We start from the raw sequence: 16,215 nt of genomic DNA, 5'->3' as shown, positions 1-16,215 counted from the left end.
CGATTTCCAAGGAACCCCCACCGTGTCCCAGCCCGCTTTCGACCTCGAAGCCACCATCGCGCGCCTGTTCATCTACCCGGTCAAGTCCTGCGGCGGGGTCGAGCTTCCCGAGGTGCTGCTGACCGAGACCGGCCTGGAATTCGACCGCGCCTGGATGGTGGTCGACGCCCAGGGCGAATTCGTCACCCAGCGGCAGCTGCCGCGCATGGCGCTGATCAAGCCGCAGATGAAGCACATGGAAGTGGTTCTGCGCGCCCCCGGCATGCTGGCGCTGCACCTGGCCTTCGACCGCGTCGAGAAACCGGTGCGCGTGCGCGTCTGGAAGGACGAAGTGGCGGCCTACGACATGGGCGACATCGCCGCGCAGTGGTTCAGCGATTTCCTGTCGGAGCCCGGCAAGCCGCAGACCCTGCGTCTCGTGCGCTTCGACCCGGAACACAAGCGCCTGTCCAGCCTGAAGTGGACCGGCGGCATCGAGGCCGAGAACCAGTTCGCCGACGGCTACCCGGTGCTGGTGGCGAGCGAAGGCTCGCTGGCCGAGCTGAACGAGCGCCTTGCCGCGCAGGGCCACGATGCCGTGGGCATCGAGCGCTTCCGGCCCAACATCGTGCTGGCGGGCATCGAGTCGCACGACGAGGACCGGGTGGACGCGCTGCACATCGCCACCGGCGAGGGCGAAGCCGAACTCCGCCCCGTCAAGCCCTGCACGCGCTGCCCGATCCCGGACATCGACCCGGCCACCGCCGTCAGCAGCCCCGAGGTCGGCAACACCCTGCGCACCTACCGCGCCGATCCGCGCGTGGACGGCGGCATCACCTTCGGCATGAACTGCATCGTGATCCGGGGCGTGGAGCACGTGCTCAAGGTCGGCCAGCCGGTGGGCGCGAACTACAAATTCGAATGACCGGCGGCGCCCGGGCGGTGCCGCTTCAGAACTTCACGCCAGCGATCAGGATGATGTTGGCGTAGGGCGTGCATTCGCCCGTGCGCACCATGGCCCGGGCCTTCGCGGTGCGGCGCTTGAATTCTTCATGCGCTACCGTCTGCGGCGCGATGCCCAGCGACTGCGGATACCAGCCCGGCGGATTCTTCGCGTCGTCCAGCGCTTCGTCGGCCACCACGATGCCTTCGACCTGCATCTCCGACAGCACCGCCTGCAGCACCTCGTCGAGCCGCGGCACGCCGCGCGCCACGGCCAGGTCGATGCGGCGCGGGCCGTCGGGAATCGGCAGGCCGGCGTCGCCGAGCACGAGCATGTCGCCGTGACCCAGCGAGGCGATCACATGGGAGAGTTCGGCGTGCAGCAGGGGAGAACGTTTCACAGCGTGATCCAGTCGGGCGGCAGCGGGCTCAGCAGAACGGCGTCGCGCTGCGGAATGGAGGGTTGGGCGCCCGGCTGCTGGATGCACAGCGCGGCGGCGCGGATGCCCAGGCGAACGGCGTCGTCGAAAGACTGGCCTTCGCCCAGCGCGACCGCGAGCGCACCCAGGAAGGTGTCGCCGGCGGCCGTGGTGTCGACCGCCTGCACCTTGGGCGCGGGATGGTGGCGCGCACCGTCGGCATCGACGGCCACCGCGCCGCGCGCGCCCAGCGTGACGACCACGCGCGCGATGCCCTTGGCGCGCAGCGCCCGGCCGGCCTGCGCCGCTTCCTGCGGGCTGTCGGCGGACTGGCCGCACAGCGCCTGCGCCTCGATCTCGTTGACCACCAGCGTGTCGATCAGCGGCCACAGGGGCTCGGCGATCGGCTGTACCGGCGAGGGGTTGAGCATCACCTTGCAGCCCGCGCCATGCGCCACGGCGATGCCGCGCGCCACCTGGTCCAGCGGCGTCTCGAACTGCGCCACCAGGAAGGCCGCGCCCTGCACCTGCTGCGCCAGCGCGGCTTCGTCGACCTCCAGGCGCGCGTTGGCGCCGGGAATCAGCACGATGCGGTTCTGGCCGCTGTCCTCCACGAGGATCAGCGCCGTGCCGGTGGGCTCGCCGGCCACGGTGCGCAGGGCGGCGGTGTCGATGCCGTCGCGCTGGAGCGCATCGCGCAGCGCCGAGCCGTGCGCGTCATCGCCGACGCAGCCGATCATGCGCACCTGAGCGCCCTCGCGCGCGCAGCTCACGGCCTGGTTGGCGCCCTTGCCGCCGGGGATGGTGGCGATCGAATGGCCGAGCAGGGTTTCGCCCGCGGCCGGGGCGTGCGGCACGCGCAGCACCAGGTCCATGTTGAGGCTGCCGAGCACCACGATGCGCGGGGCCCGGGCTGGGCTGCTGGAGGAAGGCTTCAGGCTCACGGGGTGCGGGACTTTCGGGTTTGCGTGGAAGGCGTTTCGGCCGGAACGGGGGCGGCGGGCTCGCGGAAACTCGCGTGCCGCGCAGTCGAGGCGCGCACGCGCAGCTCGGGCTGCAGCACCACCTTGCGCGCATCGCGGCGCTTGCCGCCGACGCGCTCGAGCAGCATGTCGACCGCCAGCGCTCCGATGCGCTCCTTGGGCTGCGCCACCGTGGTGAGCGGCGGGCTGGTGTAGGCAGAGAGTTCGATGTCGTCGAAGCCGACGATCGAAAGATCGTCCGGCACGCGCACGCCGCTCTCGTGCGCGGCGCGCAGCGCGCCGATGGCCATCAGGTCGTTGCAGACGAACACGGCCGAGGGCTTCTGTTCGGTGCGCAGGATGGCGTGCATGGCCTCGTAGCCGCCCTGGCTGGTGAAGCCGCCGCGCCAGAGCAGTGCTTGCGCATTCGCGATGTCGGGCGTTGCGCCGGTCTCGGCCAGCGCCATGCGCCAGCCCTCGATGCGCTGCTCGCTCGGCATCACGCCCACCGGCCCGCCGATGCAGGCAATGCGCTTGTGGCCCAGCGACAGCAGATGCCGCACCGCGAGCAGGCCGCCCTGCATGTGCGCGGTCTCCACCAGGTCGCAGGCCGGGTCGGCGATCTCGCGGTCGACCAGCACCGTGGGCATGCGCAGGCCGCGCAGCTGCTTCATGAGGGATTCCTCGTCGCCCGCGCCGGTCGACACCACGATCAGCCCGTCGATGCGGCGCTCGGCCAGCACCTGCAGGTAGACGCTCTGGCGGTGGGGCTCGTCGTCGGTGTTGCACAGCACCAGCGTGTAGCCGGCGCCGAAGCAGCGGTCTTCCACGATGCGCACGATCTCGGCAAAGTAGGGGTTCGAGCTGTTGGGAATCAGCATGCCCAGCGTCGAAGTGGTGTTGCTCTTCAGGCTGCGCGCCATCGCGTTGGGCACATAGCCCAGTTCGCGGATGGCGAGCTCCACGCGCTCGCGCACCTTGGCGCTCACGTGGCGTGTGTCGTTCACCACGTGCGACACGGTGGTGACCGAAACCTCCGCCTTGAGCGCGACGTCCTTGATGGTGGCCATGGGGCTTGTCCTTTTCCTGGTTGGCGGGTGCCGTCAGGCCAGCCGGCGTTCGGCACGGCGCTGGCGCAACGTGTCGATGATGACGGCCACGACGATCACCGCGCCGGTGATGATCCGCTTGCTCGGCTCGCTGGCCCCCACCTGCGCGAGGCCGGCCTCCAGCACCGCGATGATCAATACGCCGAAGAAAGTGTTGATGACCGAGCCGCGCCCGCCCATGAGGCTGGTGCCGCCGATCACCACCGCCGCGATCACCTGCAGCTCGATGCCGACGCCGGCATTCGGGTCGGCGGCTTCGAGGCGGGCCGACTGCATCAGGCCCGCGAGCCCGGCCAGCAGCCCGGTGACTGCGAAAACGATGATGCGGATCGGGCGCGGGTCGACGCCCGCCAGGCGCATCGCTTCTTCGTTCGTGCCGATGCCCACCACGTGGCGGCCGAACACCGTGCGCGTGAGCACCAGCTGCCCGATGACGACCAGCACCACCGCCAGCACGAAGGCGGCCGAGATGCCGCCGATCCACGGCGCGGCCAGGCCCGAGATGGCGTCGCCCACGTACTGCGTGCGCGAATCGGTCACCAGGTAGGCACCGCCGCGTACCGCCTCGAGCATGCCCAGCGAGACGATGAAGCTCGGCAGCCGCCACGCGACCGACACCGCGCCGGTGACCGTGCCGCAGACCAGCCCGGTGGCGAGGCCGAGCGCCGCGGCCACCGGCACCGACAGCTTCCATTCGAGGATGGCCGCCGCCGTGACGGCCGCGCTCAGCGCCAGCACCGAGCCGACGGAAAGATCGATGCCCGCGATGATCAGCACGAAGGTCATGCCGACCGCCATCACGGCCAGCGCGGGAATCTCGTTGGCGATGGAGACGAAGGTCTCGCGCGTCAGGAAGTATTCGCTGAGCGAGCCGAAGAGCGCGATCATGCCCACGAGCACGACCGTCAGGCCCAGGTAGGTGCCGAGCTGGCCCTTGAGTGCGGAGGGCGAGGACGGCGGGGTGGATTTCGTGGAGGCTTCGGCGTTCATTGTGTGTCGGCGGTGACCGGGGTCGAATCGGAAACGGGGGATGCCGTCGGCGGATTGTTGGCGGCGCGTCCGGCCGCGTCGCTGAATGCTGCGGCCAGCAGCGATTGTTCGGTCCATTCGCCGCGTTCGAACACCGCCACCAGCCGGCCGGCGCTCATCACGCCGATGCGGTCGCACATGGCCATCAGTTCGCGCAGGTCGCTCGACACCATCAGCAGCGCCTTGCCGGCGTCGGTCATGCGGTCGAGCTCGGCGTACAGGTCGGCGCGCGCGCCCACGTCCACGCCGCGCGTGGGCTCGTCGAGCAGCAGCACCTTGCATTCGCGGTGGAGCCAGCGCGCGAACACCACCTTCTGCTGGTTGCCGCCGCTGAGCGTGGCAACCGGTTGTTCGATGCTGCGCGAACGGATGCGCAGCAGCTCCACCAGCTTCTGCGCAATGCCGCGCTCCTTGGCGCGCTGCAGCCAGCCGGCGTGGGAAATGGCCCCGAGGTCGCTGAGCGTGGCGTTCACGCGGATCGACTGCGTCAGCAGCAGGCCCTGCGACTTGCGGTCTTCGGTGACGAGGCCGATGCCGGCGCGGATGGCCTGCATCGGCGAGCGCCAGCCCTTGCGCGCGTGCTGCGCGGGCTGGCCGTTTTCATGAAGGGTGATCTCGCCGCGGTCCGCGCGGTCGGCGCCGAACAGCAGCCGCACCAGTTCGGTCCGGCCCGAGCCGACGAGGCCGGCCAGGCCCATGACTTCGCCCGCGCGCAGGTCGATGTCGACGTCGCGCACGACCTGCGCCCGGCCGATGCCGCGCGCGCTCAGCAGCACCGGGCCGGCGGTGCGGCGCTCGCGGCCTTCGTGCTCGTGCACCGCGCGGCCGACCATGCGCTGCACCAGTTCGGATTCGCGCACGCCGGCCATCGCGCGCACGTCCACCAGCCGGCCGTCGCGCAGCACCGCCACGCGGTCGGCGATGCGCTGCAGTTCTTCGAGGCGGTGCGACACGTAGACGATGGCCACGCCGCGCGCCTTCAGCAGGTCGATCTGCTCGAACAGGTGCGAGGTTTCTCGCGGTGTGAGCATGGCGGTGGGCTCGTCGAGCACCAGCACGCGCGTGTCGTCCTGCAGGTTGCGCGCGATCTCCACCATCTGCTGCTGGCCGATGCCCAGCCGCGCCACCGGCGTGGCCGGGTCGATGTTCTGCATGCCGATCTTGGCGAGCTGGCGCGCGGCCAGCTCGTGCAGCTTGCCGCGGCGGATCCAGCCGGTCTTGTTGGGCAGGCGGTCGAGCAGCAGGTTCTCGGCCACCGAGAGGGTGGTGACGAGGCCCAGCTCCTGCATGACCATGCGCACGCCCAGCCGCTCGGCGTCGCGGCGCGAGCCGGGCGCAAAGGGCTTGCCGTCGAGCAGCATCTGGCCGCGCGTGGGCTGCACCAGGCCGCAGACGATCTTCGACAGCGTGCTCTTGCCGGCGCCGTTCTCGCCCGTGAGGGCCAGCACTTCGCCGGCGTTGAGCACGAGCGAGACGTCGTCCAGCACCGGCGCCGCATAGTCCTTGCCCATGGTGCTCAGCGTGAGCACGGGCTGGGCGCGGTTGTCGTTCATTGCGGCGGGTGCGGTCAACGGAGGCTCTTTTCTTCGGTCGGGAGATTGTTTTTACTTGGACGACTTGGTGACCAGCACCACGTCGGTCTTCACTTCGGCGGGCATGTCGGCCTGCTTCTTCTTGTCGGCGATGGCCTTCAGCGCGGTCTCGATGCCGAACACGGCCTGCTTGGCGGCGAACTGGTCGGCCGTGGCGAGCACGCGGCCGTCGGCCAGCATCGGCTTGATGGCGCCGATGTTGTCGTAGCCCACCACCAGCACCTTGCCGGTCTTGCCGGCGGCCTTGACGGCGGCCACGGCGCCCAGCGCCATGCTGTCGTTGCCCGCGAGCAGCGCCTTCAGGTCGGGGTGCTCGCGCATCATGCCGGCGGCCACCGTGTTGCCCTTGTCGATTTCCCACTGGCCGGACTGCACGCCCACCACCGTCACGCCGGCGGCCTTCATCGCGTCCTGGTAGCCCAGCGTGCGCTGCTGCGCATTGAAGGTGGTCGACACGCCCTCGATGATGCCGACCTTGTCGCCCGACTTCAGCTCCTTGGCGAGCGCGTCGCCCACCAGCTTGGCGCCGGCGCGGTTGTCGGGGCCGACGAACGGCACCTGGATGCCCTTTTCCTTGAGCGCGGCGGCGTCGAGCTGGTTGTCGATGTTGACCACCAGGATGCCCTTGTCGATGGCGGCCTTGATGACCGGCACCAGCGCCTTCGAATCGGCCGGCGCGATGACCAGCGCGTTGATCTTCTGCGCGACCATCTGCTCGACCATCTTGATCTGGGCGGAGGTGTCGGTCTCGTCCTTGATGCCGTTGGCCACCAGCGTGTATTCGGAGGCATGGGCCTTCTGGTGCGCCTTGGCGCCGTCTTCCATGGTGCGGAAGAACTCGTTGGCCAGCGACTTCATGACCAGGGCGACCTTCGGCTTGTCCTGGGCGAAGGCGGGCGTTCCGGCGATGGCGCCCAGCAGCGTCAATGCAGCAACGCTTTGCAGGGTACGGCGGGTGAATTTCATGGTGGATGTCTCCTGGGGTGGTTGATCAAAGCGGTACGCCGGTCTTTGCCGGGGGCCCCGATGTTAACCAAGGGAAACGTTTGCGCAAACGTTTGCCCATCGGGGCTAACCCTGAGCTTTCCGGGGGCGGATGACAGGGTTGCAAGAAGCGGTTCCAAGACCTGCCGGGCGGGCATGCAGCCATGCTCGCCTAAAATCGCCGGTTACCCAAGAGGACCTCCCATGAGTTTGCAATGCGGCATCGTCGGCCTGCCCAACGTCGGTAAATCCACCCTTTTCAATGCGCTGACCAAGGCCGGCATCGCGGCGGAGAACTATCCCTTCTGCACCATCGAGCCCAACGTGGGCGTGGTGGAAGTGCCCGACCCCCGGCTCGCGCAGCTGAGCGAGATCGTCAAGCCCGAGCGCGTGGTGCCCGCCATCGTCGAGTTCGTGGACATCGCCGGCCTGGTGGCCGGCGCCAGCACCGGCGAAGGCCTGGGCAACAAGTTCCTGGCGCACATCCGCGAGACCGACGCCACCGTCAACGTGGTGCGCTGCTTCGACGACGAGAACGTGATCCACGTGGCCGGCAAGGTCGACCCGATCTCCGACATCGAGGTGATCCAGACCGAACTCTGCCTGGCCGACCTGGCCACTGTCGAGAAGGCGCTGCACCGCCACACCAAGGTCGCCCGTTCCGGCGACAAGGACGCGCAGAAGCTCGTCGGCCTGCTCGAGCGCTGCCAGGCCGCGCTGAACGAGAACACGCCGGTGCGTGCGCTCGAGTTCACCAAGGAAGAGCTGCCGCTGGTCAAGAGCTTCACGCTCATCACCGCCAAGCCCGCGATGTTCGTGGGCAACGTGTCGGAAGACGGCTTCGAGAACAACCCGTATCTCGACCGCCTGCGCGAGTACGCCGCCAGGCAGGGCGCGCCCGTGGTCGCCATCTGCGCCAAGATCGAAGCCGACCTGGCCGAGATGGACGACGAAGACAAGAAGATGTTCCTCGCCGAGATCGGCCAGGAAGAGCCGGGCCTGAACCGCCTGATCCGCGCGGCATTCAAGCTGCTGGGCCTGCAGACCTACTTCACCGCCGGCGTGAAGGAAGTGCGCGCCTGGACCATCCACATCGGCGACACCGGCCCGCAGGCCGCCGGCGTGATCCACGGCGACTTCGAGAAGGGCTACATCCGCGCCCAGACCATCGCCTTCGAGGACTACATCGCCTTCAAGGGCGAGCAGGGCGCCAAGGACGCGGGGAAGATGCGTTCGGAAGGCAAGGAATACGTCGTCAAGGATGGCGACGTGATGAATTTCCTGTTCAGCTCCTGATACCCCGGGCGAAGATGTCCCGCCGATGAGCCATTCGAAGATCGTCATCATCGCGGGGCCGAACGGCGCAGGCAAGACAACCTTCGCCCGCGCTTTCCTTCCGCAGGAAGCTCGGATTTCCCGTTTCATCAATGCGGACCTGATCGCGGCCGGGCTGTCGCCCTTTGCGCCCGAGGCGGAGGCCGTCAAGGCCGGGCGACTGATGCTCGAGGAGATTGCCCAGTGCGTGCGTCGCCGGGAGAGCTTTGCGTTCGAGACCACGTTGTCGGGGCTGGGTTATCTGCGCCATATTGGCGCCTGGAGGAAGTTGGGCTATCACGTGAGCCTGTTCTTTCTGGCGCTTCCGACGGCGGAGTTTGCGATTGCTCGGGTGGCGGAACGCGTGCGGCAGGGAGGCCATCACATTCCTGAAGATGTGATTCGCCGCCGTTTCGAGGCAGGGCGCCGGAATTTCGACGACCGGTACCGCGCTGCGGTGGATGCCTGGGCGCTCTACGACAACGCTGGCGAAGAGCCGGATCTCATCGAATGGGGAGAAGCACCATGACCCGTGAACAGCTCATGCAGGCCAAGGACAAGGATCTGGCCGCTTCACTGATAGCGATTCGGCGCGCGGCCCGGGCGGCGCGGGAGGCGGCCGTTCGCACGGACACCGCCATCGTTGTGCAGCGCGATCAGAAGCCGGTCCGCATCACTGCAGAGGAATTGCGCAAGGCGGGCGTGAAATAGGCGTTGTTCGGTAGACTTCGCGCGCCCTGAATTTCTCCACAAGCCCCGCCCCAATGCTCACCGTCCACCACCTCAACAACTCGCGCTCGCAGCGCGTGCTCTGGCTGCTCGAAGAGCTCGAGCTGCCTTACGAGATCGTCCACTACCAGCGCGATCCGCAGACCATGTTGGCGCCCGCTTCGCTGCGGGCCGTGCATCCGCTGGGCAAGTCACCGGTGGTGACGACGGATGACGGGCTCACGCTCGCGGAGTCGGGGGCGATCGTGGAGACGCTCATCGAGCGCTTCGGCAACGGCCGCCTCGCGCCCGCGCCGGGCACGCCGGATGCGGTGCGCTATCGCTACTGGCTGCACTTCGCCGAAGGCTCGGCGATGTCGCCCCTGTTGCTCAAGCTGGTGTTCGACCGCATCGAGACCACGAAGATGCCGTTCTTCGCGAAGCCGATCGCCAAGGCCATCGCGAGCAAGACGAAGTCGGCGTTCATCAATCCGAACATCGTGAGCCACCTGAACTTCATGGAGACCGAGCTCGGCAGGAGCGAGTGGTTCGCCGGCGACGCTTTCACCGGCGCTGACATCCAGATGAGCTTCCCGGTGGAGGCGGCGCAGGCGCGCGGCGGGCTCGATGCGAAGCGGCCGAAGCTCATGGCCTACCTGGAGCGCATCCACGCGCGCCCGGCGTACAAGCGCGCGCTCGAGCGCGGCGGTCCCTACGGCCTGCTGAGCTGATACGGAGCGGGGCGAAGTCGATCAGAAGATCTGCAGCAGCGCCACCGTCATGGTGACGTAGCGCAGGAACTTGCCGATGGCCATGTAGGCCAAGCAGGGCCAGAACGGCAGCTTGAGCCAGCCCGCCACCGCGCACAGCGGATCGCCCACCAGCGGCAGCCAGCTCAGCAGGCAGGCCTTGGGGCCGAGCTTCTCCAGCCAGCCCAAAACCCGCACATGGTGTTTCGAGTGCGAGTATTTGTCGGCCACCTTGTGCGCGCCGTAGCCCATCCACCAGTCGACCGCGCCCCCCAGCGTGTTGCCCACCGTCGCGACCGCGATGGCCGGCCAGAACATGTCCGGGTTGAGCTTGAGCAGGCCGAAGAGCACGGGCTCGGAGCCCACCGGCAGAAGGGTCGCCGAGACGAACGCTGCGACGAACAGGGTCGAGAGACCGTACTGCGGCAGCGCCATCAGCGCCAGGAGGGAGTCGAGCCAGGCTTGCATAAGGTCGCGCAGTATAGGCAGCGCTCACGTCGCGCCCGCGTGGGATAAGGCCCCGGCACGCACCCGTGTTTTCACGGGTACCCAAGCGCAAATCGTTTCAGTCGCTGAAATGCCACGTGGCTACAATCGTGCCTCATTTTTCAGCAGCCGAACGCGCACCGCTTCCTCCCAAATGACCTTGCAGATCGGCAACCACACGCTGGAAAACCGCCTGTTCGTCGCGCCCATGGCCGGCGTGACGGACCGGCCCTTCCGCATGTTGTGCCGTGCGCTGGGCGCGGGCTACGCGGTCAGCGAGATGGTCACGTCGCGCAAGGAGCTTTGGGGCACGCTCAAGACATCACGGCGCGCCAACCATGACGGCGAACCGGGCCCCATTGCGGTGCAGATCGCAGGCACCGACGCCGACATGATGGCCGAGGCCACGGTCTACAACATCGAGCGCGGCGCGCAGATCATCGACATCAACATGGGTTGCCCGGCCAAGAAGGTCTGCAACAAATGGGCGGGCTCGGCGCTGATGCGCGACGAGCCGCTGGCGCTGGAGATCGTGCAGGCGGTGGTCGATGCAGCGCGGCCCTTCAATGTGCCGGTCACGCTGAAGATGCGCACCGGCTGGAGCCACGACCACCGCAACGCCGTGAAGCTGGCGCGCGACTTCGAGTCGGCCGGCGTGCAGATGCTCACGGTGCACGGCCGCACGCGGGAGCAGGGCTACAAGGGCCACGCCGAATACGACACCATCGCCGCCGTGAAGGCCGCGGTGCGCGTGCCGGTGGTGGCCAACGGCGACATCCGTTCGCCCGAGAAGGCGCGCGACGTGCTCGCGGCCACCGGCGCCGACGCGGTGATGGTCGGCCGCGCCGCGCAGGGCCGGCCGTGGATCTTCCGCGAGATCGCGCACTTCCTCGAAACCGGCACGCACCGCGCGCCGCCGCTGGTGGCGGAAGTGCGCCGCTTGCTGCTCGACCATCTCGTGGAGCACTATGCGCTGTACGGCGACTACAGCGGCGTGCGCACTGCGCGCAAGCACATCGGCTGGTACGTGCGCACCCTGCCTGAGGGCGAGGCGTTTCGCGCGCGCATGAACACCATCGAGGACTGCGGCGAGCAGCTGCGCGCGGTCGGCGACTATTTCGACGGGCTGGCGGACCGCATGGAACGCATGCCCGTGCAGCACGAGGCAGACAGCGAGCTGTCTGGTGAAGAGGAGGCGGCCTGCGCCGTCGATTGAGAAGAAGAGAAGAAGCAATGAGCAAGAAACACATCGAGGACTGCGTGCGCACCAGTCTGGACAGCTACTTTCGCGATCTGCGCGGCACCGAACCCGACGGCATGTACGAAATGCTCGTGCGCGTGGTCGAGAAACCCCTGCTCGATGTCGTGATGACGCGCGCCGAGGGCAACCAGTCGAAGGCCGCGCAATGGCTCGGCCTGAACAGAAACACGCTCCGCAAGAAATTGGTCGAGCACAAACTTTTGAAATAACTCCACGGCATATCCATGGCTCAGACTGCACTCATCTCCGTATCCGACAAGACCGGCATCCTCGAATTCGCCCAGGCGCTGCATGCGCTGGGCATCAAGCTGCTGTCCACCGGCGGCACCGCCAAGCTGCTGGCCGACGCCGGCCTGCCGGTGACCGAAGTCGCCGACCACACCGGCTTTCCCGAAATGCTCGACGGCCGCGTGAAGACGCTGCACCCGAAGATCCACGGCGGCCTGCTGGCGCGCCGCGACCTGCCGGCGCACGTGGCGGCCATCAAGGAACACGGCATCGACACCATCGACCTGCTGATCGTCAACCTCTATCCGTTCGAAGCCACCGTGGCCCAGCCCGGCTGCACGCTCGAGGACGCGATCGAGAACATCGACATCGGCGGCCCGGCCATGGTGCGCAGCGCGGCCAAGAACTGGAAGGACGTCGGCGTGCTGACCGACGCCTCGCAATACGCCGTGGCGCTTGCCGAGCTGAAGGCCGACGGCAAGCTCAGCGACAAGACCAAGTTCGCGTTCTCGGTGGCCGCGTTCAACCGCATCGCCGACTACGACGGCGCCATCAGCGACTACCTCTCGGCCATCGACTTCGACGCCAGCATCGGCCAGGGCGCGCCCAAGCGCTCGCTGTTCCCTGCGCAGAGCAACGGCCGCTTCGTGAAGGTGCAGGACCTGCGCTACGGCGAGAACCCGCACCAGCAGGCCGCGTTCTACCGCGACCTGCATCCGGCGCCCGGCTCGCTGGTGTCGGCGAAGCAGCTGCAGGGCAAGGAACTCAGCTACAACAACATCGCCGACGCCGATGCGGCGTGGGAATGCGTGAAGAGCTTCGACGTGCCGGCCTGCGTGATCGTGAAGCACGCCAACCCCTGCGGCGTGGCGGTTGGCAAGGACGCGGCCGAAGCCTACGGCAAGGCCTTCAAGACCGACCCCACCTCGGCCTTCGGCGGCATCATCGCCTTCAACCGCCCGGTCGACGGCGCCACCGCGCAAGAAATTGCCAAGCAGTTCGTCGAAGTGCTGATGGCGCCGGGCTACACCCCCGAGGCGCTCGAAGTGTTCCAGGCCACCAAGGCCAAGCTCAACGTGCGCGTGCTCGAAATCGCGCTGCCCAAGGGGGGAACCACCGACTGGGACAACGGCCGCAACGCCATGGACGTCAAGCGCGTCGGCTCGGGCCTGCTGATCCAGACCGCCGACAACCACGAGCTGTCGATCAACGACCTGAAGGTGGTCAGCAAGAAGCAACCCACGCCGCAGCAGCTGCAGGACCTGCTGTTCGCATGGAAGGTCGCGAAGTACGTGAAGAGCAACGCGATCGTCTTCTGCGCCAACGGCATGACGATGGGCGTGGGCGCCGGCCAGATGAGCCGCCTCGACTCCGCGCGCATCGCCAGCATCAAGGCCGAGCACGCCGGCCTCTCGCTGAAGGACACCGCAGTGGCCAGCGACGCCTTCTTCCCGTTCCGCGACGGCCTGGATGTGGTGGTGGACGCGGGCGCGAGCTGCGTCATCCAGCCGGGCGGCTCGATGCGCGACCAGGAAGTGATCGACGCAGCCGACGAGCGCGGCGTGGTGATGGTGCTGTCAGGCGTGCGCCACTTCAGGCACTGAGCGGCGGAAGCCGAGGTTCGGCGACCGCGGTTTACTCGTGGTTGCCGAACCGGTACTTCAATTGAAAAGTGACGGCGCCGTAGAGCCGGTTCTTGATCGTCGGTACGTAGGCGATGTTCAGGCCCCAGTTCTTGCCTTCGATGGCGGCCACCGGCAGGATGGCCGGGAACCAGTTGCCGTTGCGGTAGTTGGGGTAGCCGTCAAAGCCGCCGACCACGGCGCCGAACTTCACGCCGTAGAACTCGATGGGCAGCACATACAGCCCGAGGTAGTTCGACTGCCGGCGGTCGCTGTTGCGGAAGGTGCCCGCCGTGACACGGTACGTGTCGTTCAGCGGGTACTCGAAGCCCAGGCCCTGGTTGACGTTTTCCAAGCCCTTGCCGCCGTCGAAGTGCGCCGAGTAGAAGCCGGGGTTGATCCAGACGTTCTTCAGGTCGAAGGAGTCCTGCGCTGACGCGAGGCCGGGAATGAGAAGAGCGATGCTCAAGACCGGCAGCGTGCGCAGGGAGTTCATGGGCTAGGGGGTTCTGAAGATTTGTCTTGCGGCTTCGATGGTGGCGGCGATGTCGTCGTCGCTGTGGGCTGCGCTCACGAAGCCTGCCTCGTAAAGCGCGGGGGCAATATACACGCCGCGATCGAGCAAACCGTGAAACAACGCATTGAATTTCGCGTTGTCGGTTGTCATCACGGTGGCATAGTTTTGCGGCAGGTCTTTCATGAGGAAGAAGCCGAACATGCCGCCTTCGCTGTCGGCATTGAAGGGCTGTCCCTCGGCGGCCGCGGCGGCCTTCAGGCCGTCGACCAGAGAGCGCGTCTTCTTGCCCAGCGCTTCGTAGAAGCCGGGCTTGGCGATTTCCTTCAGCGTGGCGAGGCCGCAGGCCGTGGCCACCGGATTGCCCGACAGCGTGCCGGCCTGGTAGACCGGACCCAGCGGCGCGAGCTGTTCCATGATCGCGCGCGGCCCGCCGAAGGCCGCGAGCGGCATGCCGCCGCCGATGACCTTGCCCAGCACCGTGAGGTCGGGCTTGATGCCCAGCACGCCTTGCGCGCCATGCAGGCCCACGCGAAAGCCCGTCATCACTTCATCGAACACCAGCAGCGCGCCGTGCTGCGTGCACAGCTCGCGGCAGCGCCTGGCGAACTCGGGCGTCGCGCGCACGAAGTTCATGTTGCCGGCAATGGCCTCGATCATCAGGCAGGCGATGTCCTTGCCGTGCAGCGCGAAGGCTTCTTCCAGCTGCTGCAGATTGTTGTACTCCAGCACGATCGTGTGCTGCACCACCTCGGGCGGCACGCCGGCCGAGGTCGGGTTGCCGAAGGTGGCGAGGCCGGAGCCGGCCTTCACGAGCAGCGCATCGGCGTGGCCGTGATAGCAGCCCTCGAACTTGACGATGCTCTTGCGCCCGGTGGCGCCGCGCGCCATGCGCAGCGCGCTCATGGCGGCCTCGGTGCCCGAGCTGACCAGGCGAACCATTTCCATCGACGGCACCAGCGCAAGGATGGCCTCGGCCAGTTCGATCTCGCGCTCGGTCGGCGCGCCGTAGGAGAAGCCTTCGAGCACCGCCTTCTGCACCGCCTCGACCACGGCCGGGTGACCATGGCCCAGGATCATCGGACCCCAGGAGCCGATGTAGTCGATGTAGCGCTTGTCGTTGGCGTCCCAGAAATAGGCGCCTTGCGCGCGCTGGATGAAGCGGGGCGTGCCGCCCACGGCCTTGAAGGCGCGCACGGGCGAGTTCACGCCGCCGGGGATCACGGCGCGGGCGCGTTCGAAAAGGGTGTCGTTGCGGTCGGTCATCGGGTCGGGTTGATCAGTCAGTGTCGGGTGTCGTGGGGGGGAAGAGCGAAGTCGGGCGGCGCGTCCGGGTCTTCATCGTCTTCGTCGTCTTCCGGTTCGGCCCAGAAGAGGCGGTCGGGCAGCACGTGGCCCATGCCGGGGCGAAAGCCCGCGTCGAGGCAGCGGTCCATGTAGGCCAGCGCTTCCGTGGTCGCGGCCACGAGGTCGGTGCCGCTGGCCAGCAGGGCGGCCAGCGCGGCCGACAGGGTGTCGCCGGCGCCGGTGAACACGGCTTCGAGGCGCTCGTACTTTTCGCTCGTGAGCACCGACTGCGGCGAGGCCAGCACGTTGTCGATGAACTGGTCCGGCAGCACGAGGCCGGTCACCAGCGTGTAGGCCACGCCGAACTCGCCGGCGGCCTTGGCAATGTCGCGCGCGGTGGGCGGCCGCTCGCCGCTCCAGTCCGGCAGCAGCCAGCGCCACAGCGTGCTGTGGTTTCCTACCAACACGGTCGTCTGGGGCAGAACGAGTTCGCGGAAGGCGTCCAGGTAGGGCTCGATCAGGTTTTCGTCCCACCACGACAGGTTGGGCATGTAGGCCACCACGGGCACGTCGGGGTAGTCGGCGGCGGTCTCGGCGATGGTGCTCAGCGCGTCGGGCGTGCCGACGAAGCCCACCTTGATGAGCTGGACCTCGACGTCCTCGAGGATCGAGCGCGCCTGCTCGGCGATGGCTTCCTCGTCGAAGGCGAAGTGGTCGAAAATCTCGGCCGTGTCCCGGGCGTAGGCGCCGGTGACGACCGGCAGCACGTGCGCCCCCACCGAGGCCATGGCCAGGGCGTCCGCGCCCAGTCCGCCCGCGCCGCTGGGGTCGCTGGCGTTGAACACCAGCACGCAGGGCGGATTCAGGTCGCGCTCGGCGACCTCGTCCTCGGCCTGCGAGGGGTCGTTAAGATCGCCGGGTTTGCGGGCGTTATCTGCTGGAAGTAAGTAGATGGTCATACGCCGGGCTCCATCCCCTGGATGGTGGCATAGGCGCGACGTTTACAGTCCGCTAATGAGATACGCATAGA

The 16,215-nt window shown here is 67.7% G+C and carries 18 protein-coding genes; 8 read left to right on the top strand and 10 right to left on the bottom strand.

Going from position 1 to position 16,215, the window contains the following annotated elements; genetic code table 11:
* Positions 1–22 precede the first annotated feature (22 nt).
* The gene (locus WIX39_RS00310) at positions 23–904 is read left to right on the top strand and encodes an MOSC domain-containing protein (protein ID WP_106936790.1); all 882 of its coding nucleotides are present in this window, start codon (positions 23–25) and stop codon (positions 902–904) included.
* Between the two features lie 25 nt (positions 905–929).
* Here WIX39_RS00310 and rbsD read toward each other — a convergent pair whose 3' ends face one another.
* The 6 genes from rbsD to WIX39_RS00280 are packed head-to-tail and all read right to left on the bottom strand — an operon-like array spanning position 930 to position 6,998.
* Complete coding sequence (gene rbsD, locus WIX39_RS00305) at positions 930–1,322, bottom strand: D-ribose pyranase (protein ID WP_106936791.1); 393 nt, start codon at positions 1,320–1,322, stop codon at positions 930–932.
* Complete coding sequence (gene rbsK / locus WIX39_RS00300; RefSeq protein ID WP_106936792.1) at positions 1,319–2,284, bottom strand: ribokinase; 966 nt, start codon at positions 2,282–2,284, stop codon at positions 1,319–1,321. Before rbsK ends, rbsD begins: the two co-directional genes overlap by 4 nt.
* Positions 2,281–3,372, bottom strand: coding sequence for a LacI family DNA-binding transcriptional regulator (locus tag WIX39_RS00295; protein WP_081271104.1), 1,092 nt, complete (start codon positions 3,370–3,372; stop codon positions 2,281–2,283). The genes rbsK and WIX39_RS00295 overlap by 4 nt, the downstream gene beginning before the upstream one ends.
* A 33-nt stretch (positions 3,373–3,405) precedes the next feature.
* Positions 3,406–4,401, bottom strand: coding sequence for an ABC transporter permease (locus WIX39_RS00290; protein ID WP_106936793.1), 996 nt, complete (start codon positions 4,399–4,401; stop codon positions 3,406–3,408).
* Complete coding sequence (locus WIX39_RS00285; protein ID WP_081271135.1) at positions 4,398–5,993, bottom strand: sugar ABC transporter ATP-binding protein; 1,596 nt, start codon at positions 5,991–5,993, stop codon at positions 4,398–4,400. The genes WIX39_RS00290 and WIX39_RS00285 overlap by 4 nt, the downstream gene beginning before the upstream one ends.
* A 51-nt stretch (positions 5,994–6,044) precedes the next feature.
* A complete protein-coding gene (locus WIX39_RS00280; protein WP_409194305.1) occupies positions 6,045–6,998 on the bottom strand; it encodes a sugar ABC transporter substrate-binding protein in 954 nt (317 codons plus the stop codon).
* Between the two features lie 222 nt (positions 6,999–7,220).
* Here WIX39_RS00280 and ychF point away from each other — a divergent pair, with 222 nt between their 5' ends.
* Genes ychF through WIX39_RS00260 form a run of 4 tightly spaced genes read left to right on the top strand, consistent with a single transcriptional unit; the run spans position 7,221 to position 9,769 of the window.
* A complete protein-coding gene (gene ychF / locus WIX39_RS00275; protein WP_081271101.1) occupies positions 7,221–8,312 on the top strand; it encodes a redox-regulated ATPase YchF in 1,092 nt (363 codons plus the stop codon).
* Between the two features lie 25 nt (positions 8,313–8,337).
* A complete protein-coding gene (locus tag WIX39_RS00270) occupies positions 8,338–8,859 on the top strand; it encodes a zeta toxin family protein (protein ID WP_081271100.1) in 522 nt (173 codons plus the stop codon).
* Positions 8,856–9,041: a hypothetical protein gene (locus WIX39_RS00265; protein ID WP_081271099.1), complete on the top strand. Its 186-nt coding sequence runs from the start codon at positions 8,856–8,858 to the stop codon at positions 9,039–9,041. The genes WIX39_RS00270 and WIX39_RS00265 overlap by 4 nt, the downstream gene beginning before the upstream one ends.
* A 53-nt stretch (positions 9,042–9,094) precedes the next feature.
* Entirely contained in the window at positions 9,095–9,769 is a 675-nt protein-coding gene (locus tag WIX39_RS00260) for a glutathione S-transferase (RefSeq protein WP_081271098.1), read from the top strand.
* A 21-nt stretch (positions 9,770–9,790) separates the two neighbouring features.
* Here the strand turns inward: WIX39_RS00260 and WIX39_RS00255 are convergent, their stop codons facing one another.
* Complete coding sequence (locus tag WIX39_RS00255) at positions 9,791–10,255, bottom strand: YqaA family protein (protein ID WP_081271097.1); 465 nt, start codon at positions 10,253–10,255, stop codon at positions 9,791–9,793.
* Between the two features lie 172 nt (positions 10,256–10,427).
* Here WIX39_RS00255 and dusB point away from each other — a divergent pair, with 172 nt between their 5' ends.
* From dusB to purH, 3 genes are read left to right on the top strand one after another with little or no spacing between them, the layout of a single operon-like run.
* A complete protein-coding gene (gene dusB, locus WIX39_RS00250) occupies positions 10,428–11,489 on the top strand; it encodes a tRNA dihydrouridine synthase DusB (RefSeq protein ID WP_081271096.1) in 1,062 nt (353 codons plus the stop codon).
* Between the two features lie 17 nt (positions 11,490–11,506).
* On the top strand, positions 11,507–11,743 hold the full coding sequence (locus WIX39_RS00245; protein ID WP_007838304.1) for a Fis family transcriptional regulator: 237 nt from the start codon (positions 11,507–11,509) through the stop codon (positions 11,741–11,743).
* Between the two features lie 15 nt (positions 11,744–11,758).
* Positions 11,759–13,366, top strand: coding sequence for a bifunctional phosphoribosylaminoimidazolecarboxamide formyltransferase/IMP cyclohydrolase (gene purH / locus WIX39_RS00240; RefSeq protein WP_409194304.1), 1,608 nt, complete (start codon positions 11,759–11,761; stop codon positions 13,364–13,366).
* 31 nt (positions 13,367–13,397) lie between these two features.
* Here purH and WIX39_RS00235 read toward each other — a convergent pair whose 3' ends face one another.
* The 3 genes from WIX39_RS00235 to thiD are packed head-to-tail and all read right to left on the bottom strand — an operon-like array spanning position 13,398 to position 16,144.
* Positions 13,398–13,880, bottom strand: coding sequence for a hypothetical protein (locus WIX39_RS00235; protein ID WP_409194303.1), 483 nt, complete (start codon positions 13,878–13,880; stop codon positions 13,398–13,400).
* A gap of 3 nt (positions 13,881–13,883) precedes the next feature.
* Positions 13,884–15,164 (bottom strand): glutamate-1-semialdehyde 2,1-aminomutase, encoded by a 1,281-nt coding sequence (hemL, locus tag WIX39_RS00230; RefSeq protein WP_409194302.1) that lies wholly within the window; start codon positions 15,162–15,164, stop codon positions 13,884–13,886.
* Positions 15,165–15,181: 17 nt separating this feature from the next.
* A complete protein-coding gene (thiD, locus tag WIX39_RS00225; protein ID WP_106936801.1) occupies positions 15,182–16,144 on the bottom strand; it encodes a bifunctional hydroxymethylpyrimidine kinase/phosphomethylpyrimidine kinase in 963 nt (320 codons plus the stop codon).
* Between the last annotated feature and the right edge of the window lie 71 nt (positions 16,145–16,215).

The sequence above is a fragment of the Variovorax sp. AB1(2024) genome (assembly GCF_037482385.2).
Lineage (GTDB): Bacteria > Pseudomonadota > Gammaproteobacteria > Burkholderiales > Burkholderiaceae_C > Variovorax.
Note: the sequence above shows the minus strand (reverse complement) of the source record. Positions and strands in the feature narration are given on the sequence as shown.